The 17,668-nt window shown below is 70.2% G+C and carries 13 protein-coding genes and 3 pseudogenes; 5 read left to right on the top strand and 11 right to left on the bottom strand.

What is annotated here, in order from left to right:
* Positions 1 to 12: 12 nt before the first annotated feature.
* Positions 13 to 114 (bottom strand): annotated as a pseudogene (locus tag ACFWUY_RS32235) (IS5/IS1182 family transposase); the annotation flags it as partial.
* Positions 115 to 990: 876 nt separating this feature from the next.
* Positions 991 to 1,464 (bottom strand): nuclear transport factor 2 family protein, encoded by a 474-nt coding sequence (locus ACFWUY_RS32230; protein ID WP_384118172.1) that lies wholly within the window; start codon positions 1,462 to 1,464, stop codon positions 991 to 993.
* A gap of 265 nt (positions 1,465 to 1,729) precedes the next feature.
* Between ACFWUY_RS32230 and ACFWUY_RS32225 the strand changes: the two genes are divergently transcribed.
* The gene (locus ACFWUY_RS32225; protein ID WP_384118171.1) at positions 1,730 to 2,143 is read left to right on the top strand and encodes a hypothetical protein; all 414 of its coding nucleotides are present in this window, start codon (positions 1,730 to 1,732) and stop codon (positions 2,141 to 2,143) included.
* A gap of 401 nt (positions 2,144 to 2,544) precedes the next feature.
* Here ACFWUY_RS32225 and ACFWUY_RS32220 read toward each other — a convergent pair whose 3' ends face one another.
* On the bottom strand, positions 2,545 to 2,928 hold the full coding sequence (locus tag ACFWUY_RS32220) for a GNAT family N-acetyltransferase (RefSeq protein ID WP_384118244.1): 384 nt from the start codon (positions 2,926 to 2,928) through the stop codon (positions 2,545 to 2,547).
* Positions 2,929 to 4,093: 1,165 nt separating this feature from the next.
* Between ACFWUY_RS32220 and ACFWUY_RS32215 the strand changes: the two genes are divergently transcribed.
* Entirely contained in the window at positions 4,094 to 4,444 is a 351-nt protein-coding gene (locus ACFWUY_RS32215) for a hypothetical protein (RefSeq protein ID WP_384118169.1), read from the top strand.
* Positions 4,445 to 4,818: 374 nt separating this feature from the next.
* On the opposite strand, the pseudogene ACFWUY_RS32210 reads toward ACFWUY_RS32215, so the two are convergent.
* From ACFWUY_RS32210 to ACFWUY_RS32195, 4 genes and pseudogenes are all read right to left on the bottom strand, one after another.
* Positions 4,819 to 5,735: pseudogene (locus ACFWUY_RS32210) on the bottom strand (transposase family protein).
* Positions 5,736 to 5,879: 144 nt separating this feature from the next.
* On the bottom strand, positions 5,880 to 7,499 hold the full coding sequence (locus tag ACFWUY_RS32205; protein ID WP_384118167.1) for a cation acetate symporter: 1,620 nt from the start codon (positions 7,497 to 7,499) through the stop codon (positions 5,880 to 5,882).
* Positions 7,496 to 8,098 carry a DUF485 domain-containing protein gene (locus tag ACFWUY_RS32200; RefSeq protein WP_384118164.1) on the bottom strand — a complete coding sequence of 201 codons (603 nt, stop codon included), beginning with the start codon at positions 8,096 to 8,098 and terminating at the stop codon, positions 7,496 to 7,498. The genes ACFWUY_RS32205 and ACFWUY_RS32200 overlap by 4 nt, the downstream gene beginning before the upstream one ends.
* 338 nt (positions 8,099 to 8,436) lie before the next feature.
* Entirely contained in the window at positions 8,437 to 9,156 is a 720-nt protein-coding gene (locus ACFWUY_RS32195) for a beta-glucanase (RefSeq protein ID WP_384118161.1), read from the bottom strand.
* Positions 9,157 to 9,412: 256 nt separating this feature from the next.
* On the opposite strand from ACFWUY_RS32195, the gene ACFWUY_RS32190 reads away from it, so the two are divergent.
* Positions 9,413 to 10,099: a hypothetical protein gene (locus ACFWUY_RS32190; protein WP_384118158.1), complete on the top strand. Its 687-nt coding sequence runs from the start codon at positions 9,413 to 9,415 to the stop codon at positions 10,097 to 10,099.
* A 196-nt stretch (positions 10,100 to 10,295) separates the two neighbouring features.
* On the opposite strand, the gene ACFWUY_RS32185 is transcribed toward ACFWUY_RS32190, so the two are convergent.
* From ACFWUY_RS32185 to ACFWUY_RS32170, 4 genes are all read right to left on the bottom strand, one after another.
* Positions 10,296 to 11,870, bottom strand: a complete 1,575-nt coding sequence (locus ACFWUY_RS32185) for a polysaccharide lyase family 1 protein (RefSeq protein WP_384118155.1) — start codon at positions 11,868 to 11,870, stop codon at positions 10,296 to 10,298.
* Positions 11,871 to 12,557: 687 nt separating this feature from the next.
* Complete coding sequence (locus ACFWUY_RS32180) at positions 12,558 to 14,036, bottom strand: SulP family inorganic anion transporter (protein ID WP_384118149.1); 1,479 nt, start codon at positions 14,034 to 14,036, stop codon at positions 12,558 to 12,560.
* A gap of 17 nt (positions 14,037 to 14,053) precedes the next feature.
* Entirely contained in the window at positions 14,054 to 14,635 is a 582-nt protein-coding gene (locus tag ACFWUY_RS32175) for a carbonic anhydrase (RefSeq protein ID WP_384118145.1), read from the bottom strand.
* A 757-nt stretch (positions 14,636 to 15,392) separates the two neighbouring features.
* Positions 15,393 to 15,788 carry a RidA family protein gene (locus ACFWUY_RS32170; RefSeq protein ID WP_384118242.1) on the bottom strand — a complete coding sequence of 132 codons (396 nt, stop codon included), beginning with the start codon at positions 15,786 to 15,788 and terminating at the stop codon, positions 15,393 to 15,395.
* A 138-nt stretch (positions 15,789 to 15,926) separates the two neighbouring features.
* Here ACFWUY_RS32170 and ACFWUY_RS32165 point away from each other — a divergent pair.
* Both ACFWUY_RS32165 and ACFWUY_RS32160 read left to right on the top strand, forming a co-directional pair.
* A pseudogene (locus ACFWUY_RS32165) lies at positions 15,927 to 16,951 on the top strand (helix-turn-helix transcriptional regulator).
* 224 nt (positions 16,952 to 17,175) lie between these two features.
* Positions 17,176 to 17,550: a VOC family protein gene (locus tag ACFWUY_RS32160; protein ID WP_384118140.1), complete on the top strand. Its 375-nt coding sequence runs from the start codon at positions 17,176 to 17,178 to the stop codon at positions 17,548 to 17,550.
* Positions 17,551 to 17,668 lie beyond the last annotated feature (118 nt).

Raw genomic sequence — 17,668 nt, 5'->3', positions numbered from 1 at the left:
GTTTCTTCCGGATCATCTTGTGGACCAGATGAAGATGCCTGCGAGGTGGATGGTGGCGGTCTTGTCGTAGCGGGTAGCCAGGCCACGCCATTGCATGAGCTTGTTGATGCACCGCGATCCTTCGACTGCACCTTGTCCGCGACACCGTCCGGCACGCACATGAGCCATCGATCCGTACGCGGACAGCGCCACCGCCTCGCCGTCGTCGACGAAGGGAAGAGCTGACGGTCGAACCCAGCTGTCCGACTTCCGGGTCTCGATGGGATGGGAGGTTCGCGTGCTGCGCGCTAGCCTCCCGGCATGGATCCTCGTGGGCCCTTTCACTCGGGCGATGGCCGTCAGCGCTATGCGGGCCCTGCCGTCGTTGTCATGCCTGACGGTCGCGAAGTCGCGGTCACCGCGTCCCTCGTTCTGCTCTACGACCCGCGCCGGAGCGACAACCGGGAGTCGGACCGGGACAGCACCTGGGCCGGCGGCATCACCCTGGCAGATCCGGGAAGCCGCGTCGACCTCTTCGACGCGGACCCGGGAGTGCTCCGCCTGCCCGATGGGCGTGAGGCGAGTTCATGGCGACCAGCGGCCACACCGAAGTCGGCGTTGCCGGGCTTGGTCCAGCGCCCTTCGCTTCGCAGTGAAGCCTGCTCCCGACAGACGCGGGGGCCGCACAGCGTGCAACACCGGGGGTGCAGCAGAGTCCGCGTTGCAACTCTGACCTGCCAGAACATCGGCCGAACCATGGCCGCAGCACCGGACCCCGGCTCCAGAAGGCCGGGGACCGGTCACGGCGTAAGACGGCGATCAGAGGGTGTCCGGGTCAACCTGGGGGATCGGCACCGGCTGGCTATCACGCGATGCGGGGAGAGCCGCTGAGCAGGTCAGGGGTCACCGCCGAGCAGGAGATGGCCGATTTCAGGTTCTGGCTCAGGTTCTGTGGAGTGTCACTCCCCGTGAATGCAGGACCGTTGACGGCCGGCCGACCGGGAGCCGAGCTCATGACTGAACGGGCCCGTCGAGGCGTTCCGTGGGGCCGGCAAAAGAGAGGAAGAGAGTCCGCGTGGTGAGCAGCCAGGTGTCGTCCACCTTGCGGAACGCATCTTCGTAGTGCCCCACTTGAACCGGGGGCCGCGGCGGTACGAGGCCCTCGCTGTAGCCGTCGACACGGTACGTGGTGAAGTAGGTGGTGGCGGAGGCGGTATCCGCAGAGGTCGCCGTAACCAGGATGTTGGTGCATATACGGCGTGACAGTCGGTCTGCGGGCCGGTCGCCGAAGTAGATGCGCAGGGCGTCGCGACCCGCAATGCGGCGGTCGCCGGCGGGCCATTCCCAGGTGCCGTCCCGCGTGAACAGGTCCGCCACCGAGCTCGGGTTCCCGAGGTCGAGCCGGTGGACGAACTCGATGACCAGCCGCTCACAGGCCCGCTCTGCGAGCAGGCGCTCCATCGGGTCAAGAGTTTCTGCATTCATGATCAACTCATATCAGGTCGCCCCTGGCTGCGGGAGCCTCACCCGAGCTGGGCCCCGGTTCCCGGCTCATGTTCTCCGGAACGGTGCCCGTTCGTGAGCGCCCTTACGTGCCGATCCGTGACTCAGCGTGGCCGGCCCGCAGAACCTGATCCAGAACCCGATCTCAAAGCCACGGCCAGGTATGCGGGGCCGTGTGTTTGTTACTCGGGTGTGAGTGAGTATCCGCGCTCTGACGCGGGCCGGAGGATGCCGGGAGGCTGGGGGCATGACGAACCAACCGCGTAATCCCGTGTCCCCGTCGGTGACGACCGTGCTGCTCGCGGGTGTGGCGGTGGCGATGTGGGTGGCCTGGCTGGGGTGGGACCAGCTCCGTGACGTGCATCCCGACGGCTCCACGACCGGCCCTTACGAGGCGTGGCAGGTGATCGGGCTGGGGCTGGGTCTGCTGATACCGGTGTGCTGGGCGGCGTTTCGGGGGCACGTCGGGGCCGCGGTGCTGGGTACCTCGGGCGGTCTGGCCCTGGCCGCCGCTTACGACTGGTCGGACGACGCGAGCGGCCTGTTCGTGATCGGCGTGGGGACGGTCATGATCGGGAGCGCGGCCGCGACCGGTCTCGCCGCGGTCCTGACCTCCGCCCTGCGCAAGGGAGTGGCCGGAGCCGGCCGCCCCGGGCACTGACCCCAGCCGGCACGACTCCCTGCGGCCTGTCCGGGTGCATCCGCCCCTCGGCGCGGCTACGCCCACTCGACTCCCAGCCCTCGGAGAGCGCCCAGCTACTCCCCGGTGAGTTTGTCGCGGCGTTGTTTCTGATTGGAGTACCAGATCCCCAGGGCCAGGTCGTGCTCCTGGCCGTCAATGACGATCCGCCCGCGGTGGGTCCGCTTCACCGAGGGTTCTCCTTCGCGGGCCGCCTCGACCTCGACCTGACCACTCGGACCGCGACGGTCCCCGGGCCGCGTGCGCCCGGCGGCGAGGCGGCCGTCGCCCCGGTGTGAACGGGCTGACTCAGTCAGCCGTGGACGGCGGCGGCGCCGCGGGCGATCACCATCGTGCGGGGACCGGTCTCGCTCCACGGCGGCTCACCTCTCCCGCTCCGGCCACCGGCGCTCTGCGCCCGCTACGCGGTCCGGGCGCGGGCGGGCTCGAAGAGGACGAAGAGGCGGTCTGAGCCCAGCTCCCGCCGGTCGGATTCTCAGGCTGTCAGCGAGGAGCCCTGCGCATGCACCACGTGCGGGGGCCGTTGTGGGGGAGGTGGACATCGGCGGTGACCTTGAAGCCAAGGCGTTCGTAGAACCGTACGTTTGCCTCGCTGGCGGTTCCAGGAACGCCGGATACCCAGCGCGCTCGGCCTCCTGGATGCCGGGAATCAGTACGGCGCTGCCGAGGCCCTTTCCCTGGGCCTCGGGGGCGGTGGCCACGGTCTCCAGGAACCATCCCGGCTCCTCGGGCCGGTACGGGGCCATGGCCGTGTCCGCAGTCTCGGAAGCGGCGGCCCGGTCGCCGCTGAGTTCGCCGAGGAGCGGTCCGAGTTCGGCGAAGGCGGGCGAGGGGTCCTGGCCGGGAACGGCCCAGACGGCCACGGCGCGGCCTTCGTCGGCGACCCAGACCCGGCCGTACACCATGCCGATACGGGTCAGGCACAGCTCTTGGTAACGCCGAATCCGCTCCTCATGACCATCCGCCGCGATCACGTGCCGCGTGAAGGGGTAGTCGGCGAAGGCGCGGGCGAGAGTATCGACCGCAGTGGGAACGTCGGCGTCGGTGATGGGACGTACGGAAGGGGGGGCTCTGGTGCTGTGGCATGTTCACCAAACGATCTTGACAGCGGGCTACTGCCTCGACAACGCATTTGACCGGGCGCCCATGCCCTACCCAACGCCCCCGAGAAGCGATGACCTTTTCCGCCCCGATGCCCAGTTCCTCGCCCTCTGCCAGCCGCTCGACGGCGCCCAGGGCGTCCCGGCGCAGTGCAAGGCACCGCGAGTACGAGAACCGCGTCAACGCCCTGGAGTCCGGGGCCCGGCGCTGAAGAGCTGTCAGGGCCGCAGCCCTAGCCTTACGCGGCGCTACACGCCACCTGGCCGTAGCTATACGAGAACAGGACCTCCTGGCGACGCCCCGTCCGGCCGTACGCCCACAGCCCTTCATAGCGCCGCAGGAGCCCGCCGGGGGCCGATGTCTTCCCCGGGCCCGGCGTCGGACGCCCGGCGGTTACGGGATACCGGTTACAGGCCGGTGAGGACGCCGGTTCTCGCTGATCAGGGCGGTCCGGAGCGACTCTCCCCGGCCTGTAACCGGTAACCGGTAACCGCCCTGGTCGCCGTCCAGCTCGGCCTCCACGCCCCGCCGACACCTGACCCGCGACCAAAGGAGCGCGTCCCAACGCCCGCACGCCCGCCCACCGGCCGGCCCGCACGCAGCCACCCGCGCACGCGAGGACCACCGCGCGCACCAGGGCGACGTGGTGCGTGTCCTTGGCGGAGCAGGCGCGTTGGACCGGGTGACGCGTGCACGGGTCCGGGCGCCCCACGGCCGGGCCTGCGCCGTCCGCGGCCCCGATCCCGCGCCCGGCATCGGGGCCGCCCAAGCAGCACTGCGCTGTGCGCAGAGAACGCCCAGGTGATCACGATGCGCTGCGATCTGTGCGGAACCTTCAGCACCCCCGGCTCGGAGATCCACGCGCTCGTCGCCGACTCCTCCGCGGTATACGGGCAGGACCCCTTGCTCGACGGCAGACGCATCCTCACCGCCTGCTCCCTGAAGCACTTGGCCGAGCTCCGGCACCACCACCGACAGAGACCCTTCGTCGACGTCGAGCTCTGGGCCGGCAAGGTCGCCCTGGCACTTAAGCGGCATCCAGAGGGCCTGAGCACCCAACAACTGGCGAAGACCGGACTCGCCGCCTCCCAGGTCGAACACGGCATCACCTGGCGGCATGAAAACCACCCGGCTCCACCACCCGTCGAGTCGGCCGACTGACCAGCCCGGCCCACGTGCCACCCCTGTATGGCTCACAGACGGTTTTGCCTGGTGAACAGCCGTGCTGTGAGTCTGTGAGGGACTGCCCACGGCCCGGTCCGGCGGTGCACCGGTCACGTCCTGGCGGCGCTCGTGGTCCTCGCCCTCGTCCTGGTGGTGCCCGGCGCGGGGCCAGCGCCTTGCGCCCGCGCCGTCCTGCTCCCCGCTCCGCCCCGCCTCCGGCCTCGCCCTGGTTCGTGCGCCTCCAGGTGCGCTCCGGGCACCCGTTCATGCGTGCGCTAAAGACCGTTGCAGTGCCAGGGACGCCCGGGCGCGCCCCTTACGAGCTGGTGCGTGATAGCGATGGAGTCGTGTTTGCCTGATCGGAGTCGTGGTCACGCGTTGGCGGTGCGGTCGGAGACGAGGCCGGCGATGGCCCGGTAGGTGACGGGCAGGGCATCTCGCCGGGGTGGGTCCATCGGGTCAGCCGCTTCCAGCGCTTGTGGTCGGCGAGCGCGTGCTCGACGGTGCTGCGTTTCGATGAGTGTCGGTGCCGGGTTTCTTCTCCGGCGGCGTGCACGTACGGAAGGGCGATTTTGTTCGGCTTTCTGGGGGGTGTGATCGCCTGGCCGGGGTGGTCGCGGCGGAGGGCCAGATATCCGTCGTCCAGGAGAACCTCCACGTCGGGGAAGTGCTGGAAGCAGACGGCGATGCCTTCGTTGCGGGCGGCGGTCGCATCGTGCATCCGGCCAGGTCGCAGGCCATCGGTCCAGAGCGTGCGGCCCTGAGAGTCGGCGATGACGGTGGCCTTCATGGTGTTCTGCTTCTTCTTGCCCGAGACGAACGCGCGGCGTCCGCCACGGCCGGCCGGAGGCCTGCGGACCTGGATCTCGGTGGCGTCCAGACGCAGCTCGATGCCCTCGGCCTGGGCGTAGGCGAACACATCGGCCAGGGTTCGAAGCCGCATACCAGGGCGGTCGGGGACCGCGCAGCCTCGTTCGGCCAGGAGCCCGCGTATCTCTCCGACGGCCCGGGTGACGGTGGAGCGGTCGACCCCGAACAACAGGGCGGGAACAGAGTGCGGCAGATCGTGCCGCAGATGAATCAGGGCGGCGACCAGCCGGTCCACGAAGATCAGCTGATGCCGGGCGCCGGCCCCCGCAGCCCGCCTCCTGGCCCCGCCGCGTGCTTCATGACGGCGCCCCTCGACACCTGCCTGCCACGGCTCGGCCAACTCCATAGCCAGACAGGCGAGACGATGCCGAGAGACCCCCGTGAACAACTGATGCGCGAGGACCGCCCGGTCGACCATGATCGTCACACCCGGATCATGCCAGCCACCAGCAACGACGTATCAGCCGCTATCACGCACCAGCTCGTTGGGCACCTCGGGACAGCCGAGAGGGCGCCCGGCCTGGAACTTCAGGACGGGCGCCCTCTCGTCGGGGCGTGCGCGTCAGGACGCGGAGGCGCTGTTCGCCGCGGGTGTGCCGGCCAGGATTGTCTCCTCCACCGCTTCGTACCGCATGCGCTGGTCGGCCGGGTCGCGTTCAGAGAGCACCGTGCCGAGCCAGCCCGCGAGGAAGCCCAGCGGGGCCGAGAGGATGCCCGACGTGGTGAACGGGAACCAGTTGAAGTCCTGGTCCGGGAAGATCGCCTGGGGCGATCCGGACACCAGGTTGCTGCCTGTCATGAGGATGAACGCGGAGGCGCTGCCCACGATGAGGGTGCAGAGCAGTCCCGTACGGGAGTAGCGGCGCCAGAAGAGGCTGTAGATGAGGGCCGGTGCGACCGCGGACGCGCCGATGCAGAACGACAGGGTGAGCAGTGCCTGAAGGTTCAGGTGCCGTGCACCGGCGGCGATCGCGATCGCCACGAGCCCGACGCCCGCCGCGGCGGTTCGGGCGATGGCCATCTCTGCGGAGTCCTTCAGTTGCGCCTTGCGGCGCAGCCCGTGCGTGATGAGGTCGTGCGCCAGGGTGTTGGCGCAGGCGAGGGTGATCCCGGCGACCGAGGCCAACAGGGTGAGGAAGATGGCTGTCGACACGGCCGTGAACAGCAGTGTCTCGACGGTCGTCTGGTCCGTGCCCATGACGGCCTGGCTGACCATGAGGAACGCTGTCTTGCCCTGCGGGTCGCCGGCGACGATCCCCTGGTGGCCGACGATCGCCGCCGCGCCGAAGCCGATGACGGCGATCAGCAGACAGGTCACGACGACGGTCGACACGGCCCAGGACATCGAGCGCCGCACGGCTGCCGCGCTGCGTGCGGTGAACATGCGCATGGTGATCTGCGGCAGCACCGCGGCGCCGAGCAAGACCGTCAACTGAGTGCTGATCATGTCGAGTTCGTTACCGCCGAACTGCAGACCGGAGGCGAGATAGGCGTCTCCCGCCCCGCTGCCGCGCTTGGCGGCGTCCAGCAGGGAGGGCAGGCTGAAGTCGAAGCGGTTGAGGATGAGCGCGGCGATCGCGAGGGACGCGCCGAGCAGGGTGACGGTCTTGACGATCTGGATGAAGGCGGTGCCCTTCATGCCGCCGATCGCCGCGTACGCGATCATCAGCAGGCCCAGGAACACGATCGCCCCGGTCTTGAAGCCGTCGGAGTTGAAGCCGAGGACGACGGAGAGGAGGTCACCGGCGCCCGCGAGCTGGAAGATCACCAGCGGCAGCAGTGCGATCAGGGTGACCGCGGCCGTGGTGATCCGCGCGGCGGGGCCGGGGAGACGCCGGGCGAAGACGTCGCCGATTGTGAACCGCCCGGCGTTACGCAGCGGCTCGGCGAGCAGGAACATCATCAGGACCAGCGAGAGCGCGGTGCTCAGGGCGAGCGTGACGCCGTCGTAGCCGACGAGCGCGATGATGCCGATGGTGCCGAGCACGGTGCCGGCGGAGATGTAGTCGCCGGCGATCGCGAGGCCGCTCTGCACGGGCGAGAGCGAGCGGTAGCCGGTGTAGAACTCGCCCAGGTCGTCACGATCGGGGCCGGTCATCACGCACAGCAGCAGCGTGACAGTGATGACCGCGATGAACGCCATCAGCGACATGGTCTGGGCCCCGGAGCTGAAGCTGGTCATGCGCGCGCACCTCCGGTGGGCTGCTGCCACACGGGACGTCCGGAGCGGCTCTGGCGTTCTGGCGGGGGCGCGGCTGCCGCGGCCGCCTGCTCGGCGCGTTCGTGGATCGCCGCGACGAGCGGGTCGACGCGTTTGCGTGCGATCCGCTCGTACAGCGCGATCGCAGCCAGCGCCACGGGCAGTTGGAGGAGCCCCAGGACCAGACCGGTGGTGAGACCACCGGTGATGTTGCTGGTCATCATCGAGGGGGCGTAGCCGGACAGGAAAAGGAAGATGACGAAGTAGCCGAGCGCGGTGAAGGTGGCGACGCGGCGGAGCCTGCGGTAGGCCGATCCGAGCCGGCGCAGATCATCACGATCGTCGGTGGCGGCGGGCGGTCGCGGCTGCGGGGACGCGTGCCAGGGCTGCTGCGCGGAGTCCCAGCCCTGCGGCGAGGAGTCCCACGCTCGCGGGGACGAGTCCCAGGCTGCCTGTGGATCGGTGTCCCGGGACGGCGATCCACCCTCCCAGGAATGCGACGCCGCCTCTTGGCGGTGCCGCCCGGCATTCCGGTGCTGCGGTACGGGCGGTGGGCCGGGGAAAGACTGGTGGTACGACATCGATCTTGCTCCTTGCCGCCCAGGGGAACGGGCGGGTGGCGCGGGTGGTCCGCGTACGTTACTCATGGGTATAGCCCTTGCGTAAGAGGGTTTCCGACCGCTCGGTATGTCGGTTCGGTGACGATCCTGTGTGCGGCCACGGAACCAGGGGTAATCCCCGTCGTGGATCTTTCCGCAGGTCACGGGTGAGTCTCGGGCCGCACATGGGTCCGGGCAGGCCGCTCGGCACGACCGGTCCGGCGGATGCGCCGGGCGGGCCGACGATGTGGTCGGGTGGATGCACTCGGCTGCCCCCGGCCCGGATCGGCCTGGCCTGCTAATGATCCAAACGAAACTGCCTAGTCCCGGTACACGCGCAACTCCGCCACCTCGTACGACATCTCCGACGTGCCGGGATCGGGCGCCGGGTGGTAGCGGCCCGCGCACACCGACAGGTTCACGATCAGATGGGCCCGCCAGGAACGCCCCACCCCGCGCCGGTCGTCGAAGGCCTGCGCCCCGTTGACCCACCACACCACGCTGCGGGCACCGAACTCGACCCGGAGGTCGACCCACGCCCCCGGCTGGACGGCCGGGTTCCGGAAGTAGAGGTGGCGCCCCCGGATCCGGTTCGACAGCTCGAGCAGGTCCGGGTTGTCGGGGTGGTACTCGAAGACGTCGATCTCCTGCCCGCCGTCGAGCCAGGTCCAGATGGCCGGCCAGGCGCCCGTCTCCACGGGCAGCCGCACCCTCGCCTCCAGGACGTCGCCCGTCCGCACCAGGAAGCCCTCGGGACTGCCTTCCGTCGTGAGCAGGCCCGCGTCCCAGTTGCCGTCGGACCGACGGGTCGCCCGGAACACCCCCGTCCTGCTGTACGCGGGGTCGGCCACGAGGTGGTCGAGCTTGTTGTCACCCGGATTGGTCGGCCCGCCGTCGGGATACGCCCAGGACCGGCCGGCGGCCCACTGCTCGGCGGAGGAGAAGTCCGCGTCGAGCACGACGGTCCCGGGAAGCCGCGCGGACCCGGCCGGAGCCGCCCCACCGCGTCTCAGCAGCCGGGCGAAGAAGTCGGACGGCATGGCACGCTCCTTTCGTCCCGGGTACGGCCGATCCGTCCCCCGGCGATGCTGCCCATCCCGTATCGCCCGTACGCCGCAGATCGCCCGTTGGCGACAAGTCGTCACGGGAGCCGCTGTCCATGCCGAATGCGACAGTCTTCCCGGATGTCCCATCGGGGCACCAGGACCGAGTCGATCGAGGCGCTCGACCCGGCCCGTTCCGGAGCCGCCGTTCTCCGAGCCGACCCGTCGATCACCTTGGCTCGTTGGTCACGCCATGAGAGAGAACGTCACCACCCGCCGACGGCTCCGGTTCCGGAGCCTCGCCGCGGGCGTCGCCGCCCTCGTGCTCGGGATCACGGGCGCGGAGAGCACACACGCGAGCCCCGCCGGCCCCGGCTGCCCGGCGGCGGAGATCTTCGCGACCGACAACACCGCGATCATCACGGACCCGGAGGATCCCCGGCTCAGGACCCGCCTGACCCGATTCGACCACGAGGTGCGCGCGGTCATCCGCGCCCATGGCGCCCGGCCGGTCGCCTCGACGCTCCTCGACGGTGTCTTCTGGTCCGACGACCTGGAGCAGGCCACGTACGAGAGGTCGCGCGGGTTCGACGTCGACAGGGTGGGCCGCGACGGGCTCCACCACATCGCCGGCGTCATCGCCAAGCAGTACGACCAGGAGGCCGTGCTCACCTTCCGCTGTCTACCCCGCACGTCACGGGAGACCGACGCGGTCGAGATCGAGGTGCCGGGTGTCGGGGTGAGTGGCCTGCGCGAGGCGCTCGTCGCGGACCCCGAGGCCCGCGAGAAGCTCGGTGGAGGCTCGGTCACCCTCGAAGGCCGGCTCGTCCTCGTCGCCCCGATCGCCGATCTGCCCCCGGCCCGGAGGTTCACGACCGCGCTCGGCGCCGACTGGGGCAAGGCCGAGGTGCGCTACGGAGACCGTGAGTTCGTGAGCTGAACGGTCCGGGGTACGCGCACGCGTGGCGGTCGTTGGACGCTCGGGCAGGGTCAGTCGGGACCCGACCCGACCCGGTCCGACCGGGCGGAAGCCGGAACCGGCCGCGGTCGGGTCGGACCCGGGGAAGTCCGAACCGACCGCGTCGGCCCGGACCCGGGGGAGCCGGATCCGGGCCGTCGAAGAGCCGGGGAACCGGCTATCCGGCGTAGGTCTCGAACTCGGCCACCCTGGGGGTGCCGGTCGAGCTGACGATCTCGAAGGTGATCTTGTTCAGCGCGGTCCGGGGGACGGGGATGACGCCCGCCCCGCTGCCCGACGCCAGCACGGCCCCGGTGTCGCCGTTGAGGACCCTCCAGGACCCGATGGCGCCCGTCGCTCCCGCCGCCTCACGGATGGCGAGGGAGGAGACGGTGGTGGCGGAGCCCCACTTGATCGACACGGACCCGGTCGAGCCGGCCGGCGACCAGTACGTGCTCAGGTTGCCGTCCCGTACGTTGCCGTAGCTCGTACCGTCGGCCTTGCTCGAACCGTCCGAACCGGCCCCGATGCTCAGGTTGGTCCCGCCCGGCTGGGTCGGCCCCGTGGTGGGCGTGGTGGGGGACGGCGTGGGGGTGGTCGGCTGCGGCGTGGGTGTCGACGTCGACGGGGTGGGGGACGGCGTCTGCGGCGTGCAGTTGCCGTTCGACACCTGAAGTCCCTTGTTGGCGCCCGCCGTCCGGCTGACGACGTCCGGCACGCAGGCGGCGGCGTCGAGGGTGTGGGCGTACGGGATGGTGACGGTGGTGTTGGACTGCGGGTCGGGTCCGGCCGGATTGTTCTCGGCGCCACGGGCGGACCAGGTCACGTTGTCGAAGACGTTGCCGCTGACCTGCCAGTAGCCGGCCGCGTCCGTGTAGAAGGTGCCGAGGACGTCCTTGGAGTCCTCGAAGTAGTTGTTGTCGACCTTGGCGCGGGCACCGGCACGGGAGTTGATGCCGGATTCGTTGATCCGCTGGTAGTGGTTGTTGTACATGTGCGCGACGCCGCCGCGGAGCAGGGGCGCGCGCGAGTCGATGTTCTCGTACAGGTTGTGGTGGTACGTGATGAAGCCGTTCGAGAGCTCGGTCTCGCTGGAGCCGACGAGGCCGCCGCGGCCGGAGTTGCGCAGGACGCTGTACGACAGGGTCACGTACTGGGTGTTGTCCTTCATGTCGAACAGGCCGTCGTAGCCCTCCGACTCGCCGCCCGACGCCTCCAGGGTGACGTGGTCGACCCAGACGTTGCGGACGTTGCTCTCCATGCCGATGGCGTCACCGCCGTTGGAGATGGGCGAGCCCGACTTCTTGACGTTCTTGACGGTCACGTTCTGGATGATGATGTTGCGGGACTCGCGTATGTGGATGCCGAGTTGATCGAAGACGGCGCCCGCGCCGACCCCGACGAGGGTGACGTTGCTGATCTGCTTGAGCTCGATCACTCCGTCGGCGGTGCTGCAGCTGGTGCCCGACACCTTGGCGGTGTTGGCGTGGTTGATGGTCCCCTCGACCTCGATGGTGATCGGGGTGCTGCTGCTGGCCCGGCCGCACAGGGCCGCGTGGATCTGGGTGCCGGTGGTGGCCCGCACCGTCTGCCCGCCCGCGCCGCCGGTGGTTCCGCCGTTCTGCGTCGCGTACCCACTGGCACCGCCGGTCGCCGCCGATGCCTGGGGCATCGCGAGCACCACACCGGTCGCGGCCGCCAGGGTCATCGCGGCGGCTGCCGCGGGGAGTCGCCAGGTGACTGGTCGTCTCATGTTCGCCGTCCTTCTTGTCTTCGAACGCTGGGGGGTGGGGATTGCCGTTCAGTCCAGAAGAAACCGTCCAGGGGCAGCCTTCGGGGAGGCGCCCACGGACGCATGGAAAGCGCTTTCTTGCCCGGAGAATAGGGTGACCCCTGAGGCGTGACAAGGTTTTGCGCAACGGGAGATCGCGAGGCGCTCGGGCGTCGCCCCCCGGTAGGGAGATCGGCGAAGTCTCCAGGAGTGGCAGCGTGGGCGCGCGATCCTCACGGCACCACGAGGACGGGGAACTGGTCGTCCCCGGTCGTCCGGGCAACGGGTTCCGCGACTGCTGCCCGGCCTCACGAGCGGATCCGATGCCGGCACGGACGCGGTCCGCGCGGAGTTCCCGCGCGAGGCGTGGAACCACCACGACCGGCTCGCCGCACGCGGCGCCGTTCTCGGCGATCAGCGGGCGCCCTGGCCTGGTCCTTGCCCTCCGGCCTCGAACGGTGAGCCTTTCCCGCCCGATGCGTGTGCGGGTCGGAGGCTCCTGTGGCGGCTTCCGGAAACGCCGGTCGACCCGCCGCACGACGACATGCCGAAGCGCTTCACGGTCACCGAGCGGAGGGAGGCGCCCGAGCGGGGAACACTTTCGGCGACGTGCCCGGTCGGAGGCTCGGCCGAGCCTCCGACCGGGCGGCTGATCCCCACGGCGAGGTCTTACGGCGCCGTGGCCCTCGCGGGTTCGGCGGACGTGACCTTCACGGGAGCGGTGTCGGGTGCGCTGTGCCGTTCGGCCCAGTTCTCCAGGGCTGTGCGGCAGGCATGATCGAGGTGGTGCAGACCGGACAGGTCCAGCTCGACCGGCCGGTCCTGGGGCAGGGACTCCAGGCTGTCGAGGGTCTTCGGCAGCCGTAGGAAGGTCGCGTTGCCCGAGGCGTACACCTGGACGGGGCCGGCGCCCTTGTCGACGACCTCCAGCCTGAGGTGCGACGCCTCCCAGGCGGTCTTGATCACCGCCAGGGCCAGACCGATGAGCACACCCTCGAACATGTTCACGGCGACGATCGACACCGCGGTGACGACCAGGATCAGCGCCTCGCCCTTGTGTCCCCGCCACAGTGCGGTGATCTGGCGGAACGGGATCAGCTTCCACCCCGCGTGCACCAGGATGCCGGCCAGGGCGGGCAGCGGGATCAGCGCCAGCGCGGAGGGCAGCACGGCGGCGAACAGCAGCAGCCACGCGCCGTGCAGCACCCGCGACGCCTTCGTCTTCGCACCCGCCTGGACGTTCGCGGAGCTGCGCACGATCACCGCGGTCATCGGCAGTGCGCCGAGCAGACCGCACACCGTGTTGCCCGCACCCTGGGCGATCATCTCCTTGTCGTACTGGGTGCGTGACCCGTCGTGCAGCCGGTCCACGGCCGCCGCGCTGAACAACGACTCCGCGGAGGCGATCAGCGCGAACGCGATGATGGTGCCCCAGATGGCCGGACCGGCCAGTTCACCGAAAGCCTCGGACCCGGGCGGCTGGATGACGCCGAGCAGACCCTCCACCTCGACCGTGGCGACCGGCAGGCTGAAGGCGAGCGAGACGAGAGTGGCCAGCACCACCGCCGCGAGGGCGCCGGGCACGGCCCGCACCTTCTTCGGCGTCTTCTTCCACAGCGCGATGACGGCGACGGTGCCCGCGCCGATCGCGAGCGAGGACAGGGCCCCGGTGCTGCCGAGCGCGTCGGCGAACGCCCCGGGCAGACCCACGATCTTGCCGATGCCGGTCTGCGGGGCCTTCATGCCCGCCGCCGCGTAGAGCTGGCCGGCGATGATCACCAGGCCGATGCCGCAGAGCATGCCTTCGACGACGGCGACGGATATCGCCCGGAACCAGCGGCCCACCTTGAGGAAGCCCATGGCGAGCTGGAGCAGACCCGCCATCAGCACGATCACGCCGAGCGCGGCCACACCGAACTCGCTGACCGCCTCGAAGACCAGCACGGTCAGGCCCGCCGCCGGCCCCGACACCTGAAGACTGCTGCCGGGCAGAAGGCCGGTGAGCAGTCCGCCCACGATGCCGGTGACCAGGCCCAGTTCCGCCGGGACGCCGGAGGCGACCGCCACGCCGACGCACAACGGTACGGCGACGAGGAAGACGACGATGGAGGCGGCGAAATCCTGCCGCAGGTGAGGGAACCTCGACATCACGGCCATGGTGTCCCTCACAGCGCTTCGAAGGTGTCGGTCTCCGCGCGGTGTTCGCGCACGGCTCCGGTGTGCACCTCGTAGTACCAGCCGTGCAGCCGGAGGTGGCCCGTCCGCAGGCGCTTCTCGACGCAGGGGTAGGAGCGCAGCCGCAGCAGCTGTGTCAGGACGTGGTGCCGCACGGCCTCGCCGACCGTCGGGTCCGCGGGGTCGGAGCACTTCGGCTCGTCCGCGGCGTGCGCGAGCCAGTCGCGAACGGCGGGTACGGCGTCGAGGTCGTCGCCGCGCACCACCGCGCCCACGGCGCCGCAGTGCGAGTGGCCGCAGACCACGACGTGCTGGACGCCGAGGACCTCCACGGCGTACTCGATGGTGGCCGCCTCGCCGGTGGGGGTGCCGGAGGCGTACGGGGGAACGATGTTGCCCGCGGTGCGCAGCTCGAAGAGCTGTCCGGGGCGGGCGCCCGTGATCAGGGCCGGGACGACACGGGAGTCGGCGCAGGTGATGAACAGGACCTCGGGCGACTGGCCTCGGGCGAGGCCGGCGAACTCCTCAGGGCGCTGTCCGAACGTGCGGGCGTTGTCGATGAGGGGTTGCATGATGTGGTGACTCCTCCTGGCGCGCCGTAGGGGCGCGTCGGACGGGCAAGGACAGGTGTGGGGGACTGTTCCGCTGCTCAGCAGTGGAACACCTGAAGTGCCGCCGGGGAGTGGGCTGCCGAGGATCTCGACGTGCGGTGCTGAGCAGTACGGGGTGTGCCCTGCTCGTCGGCCTTCCGGGCTCCCTGCCGCGGGTGCGCGCGGTCGGGTGCTTCTGGTGCGGAGTCGGCGGCGGCGGCGGTGCGGTGCCGGTCGCGGACGCGCGGGGGACCGGTCGGATCCCCGGGGCGTCCGGCGTCCCGGCAGGTGGCGATCTCGTCGTGCGTCGCCTCCCCGGAGGGCTTTGTTCCGGGCTGACCCTTGGCTATGACGTGACGAGACGTGTGCGCAGATGCGAAGGACGTGGTGGACGCGAGGGCTTGAAGACCGAGCAGGACGGCGGCAAGGATCGACACCGCGGTCCGGGCCGTGGCACCTCGGAACATGCGCCCTCTCCAGGTGGTTCACGCCTCTAGGGCGTGCCAACGTTTGGTCAAAGATCTGCCAAGAAAGACGTTAACCCTGCAAAATCATTTGCAGGGTTAACTCAAGGTTTCCATCCGAAGAGAGTCTGAAAGAGATGCCATGGGCGGCGTGAACTGTCCGCCCCCGCCATGGACTTGGCCGACCGGACCGCCCTGCGTCGCGCGGACCGCTGCCCGTCCGCCCGCTCCTCGTGCCGGTCCGACCGGCACGAGGAGCGGGCGGCGAGGGCGCGTCAGGCGACGGCGGTCCCCTCGAGCTCGATCATCTGACCGGGGATCGCCAGTCGCGTCACCCCGAGCATCGTGGAGGCCGGTGCCACACCGGCGGCACCCAACCGCGCCGCCAGCACCCCGTAGTGCCGGAACAGCAGATCGACGTCGGTCGTGTAGAGGTTGAGCCGGACGAGGTTCGCGAGCGACATGCCGGCCTCGCCGAGCACGGCCTCCAGGTTGTCGACGCTCAGCGTCAGCTGCCCCTCCATGTCACCGTCGTGCCGGGGCTCGCCGTCGCCGCTCATCGCGGTCTGTCCCGAGACGTACAGGGTCCGGGTGTGCCCGGAGACGACCTCCCCCTGGTTGAATCCCAGCTTCTCCGACCACGTCACCGGGTCGACCGCCGTTCGTTCCACTGCCACGGCAGCTCCAATCGATTCATCGGGAGTACGCGCGTCACCGCCGGCGCGGTAACCGCCGGTGGTGACGTCACGCCGACGGGCCTTCCAACGAATCACGACACCCTCAGCCATGTATTCCGTTGGTGTCCCCGCATGCGAGCCGATCGACTGGTCTCACTGGTGCTGCTGCTGCGTCGGCACGGTCGGCTGGCCGCGGACACGCTGGCCCGCGAGCTGGAGGTCTCCACCCGCACCGTGCTGCGCGACATCGAGGCGCTGTCCGCGGCCGGCGTCCCGGTCTACGCGGAGCGGGGCCGGCACGGCGGCTTCGCCTTGATGCCCGGTTTCCGGACCGAGCTCACCGGGCTGAACCACGACGAGGCCCTCGCCCTGCTGACCACAGGACCGGGGCGCGGCGAGCAGACGTTCGGCCTCGGCCCGGCGCTCGCCTCGGCCCTGCGGAAGGTGGTCGACGCGCTGCCCGAGAGCCATCAGGCCTCCGCGAGCGACGCGGCGCAGCGGTTTCTCGTCGATCCGGAGACGGACCTGCTCTCGCGCGGGCTGGTCACCGAGCGGGTGCCCGACACCACGATGACCGTGGTCAGGCGCGCGGTACTCGCCGGACACAAGCTGCGCATCCACTACGCGGCCACGGGCCAGGCGCCCGCGTGGCGCACGGTGGACCCGATCGGCCTGGTCACCGTACGCGGCCGGGGCTACCTGCTGGCCACGAGGTCCGGCGGGGACCGCACCTACCGGCTGTCGCGGGTGTCGGCCGCCGAGGAACTCCCCGAGACGGCGCAGCGACCGAACCGGGTCGATCTGGACCGGATCTGGCGTGAGCGTTCCGCGCGGTTCCTCTCCGACGGTGACCACGTCACCGTGCTCGTACGGATGGATCCGGCGCGGCGGGAGGAGCTGCTGGACACCGCGCCGGCCGTCCGCGCGGAAGCCCCCGACGCGGACGGCCGGCTGCGTCTTGAGGTGACCTTCCAGGACATGAGACACGCCGAATGGGCGCTGTGGCGGCTCGGCACGGACGCGGAGGCCCTGCCCCCCGGTCGCTGCGCACCTCCCTGCGTCGCCGCGCCGCCGCGATGGTCACCCGCTACGGAGACCCGTCCGAGAGCGAACAGGCGGCGGTCCGGCCCGAGTCGCCCCGACGGTCGCGGGCGTGACGGCGCGAAGAAGACCCTTGTCATGCCTGACGTGATCACGTACCGTCCTTCGACGTGAACACCGGACCGGCGACTCGACGCCATACACAGACGGGCCATCCGGTGGACGACTGACCGCTCGGCGGGTGCGTCGGAAGCACCCCCTCGGTTCGGCACGTGGACCTCCGCGATGCGCAAGCACCGCGCATCCGTCTCCGTGTCGAATCAACAGCGAGGTCATCCACATGGCAGTCACGTTCAACCACACCATCATCGCCGCCAAGGACCGCCACGAATCGGCGAAGTTCTTCCGGGAGTTGCTGGAACTCCCCGAAGCGCCGTCCTGGGGCCCCTTCCTCAACGTCCAGCTCGCCGACGGCGTTCTGATCCAGTTCGCCGAACCCCCGGTTGAGATCCAGATGCAGCACTACGCGTTCCTCGTCGACGACGAGCTGTTCGACCGCGCGTACGGGCGGCTGTGCGACCAGGGGATCGAGCACTGGGCCGACCCGCAGATGCGGCGCCCCGGCGAGACCAACACCGAGCACGGAGGGCGAGGGGTCTACTTCAAGGATCCCGCGGGTCACGCCTTCGAGCTGATCACCCGGCCCTACCTGTAGGCACGGCCGGGCGGGCCCCCCCACCCCGGGGGCCCGCCGCCCCGGGGGGGGGCGGGCCGGGGGGGCGGGCGACCCCCGGCGCGCCGACCCCGAAAAGTGGAGTATAAAAAAAAAAACC

The organism is Streptomyces sp. NPDC058664, from assembly GCF_042716635.1.
Classification (GTDB): domain Bacteria; phylum Actinomycetota; class Actinomycetes; order Streptomycetales; family Streptomycetaceae; genus Streptomyces.
This window is presented reverse-complemented; position numbering and strand designations above follow the sequence as displayed.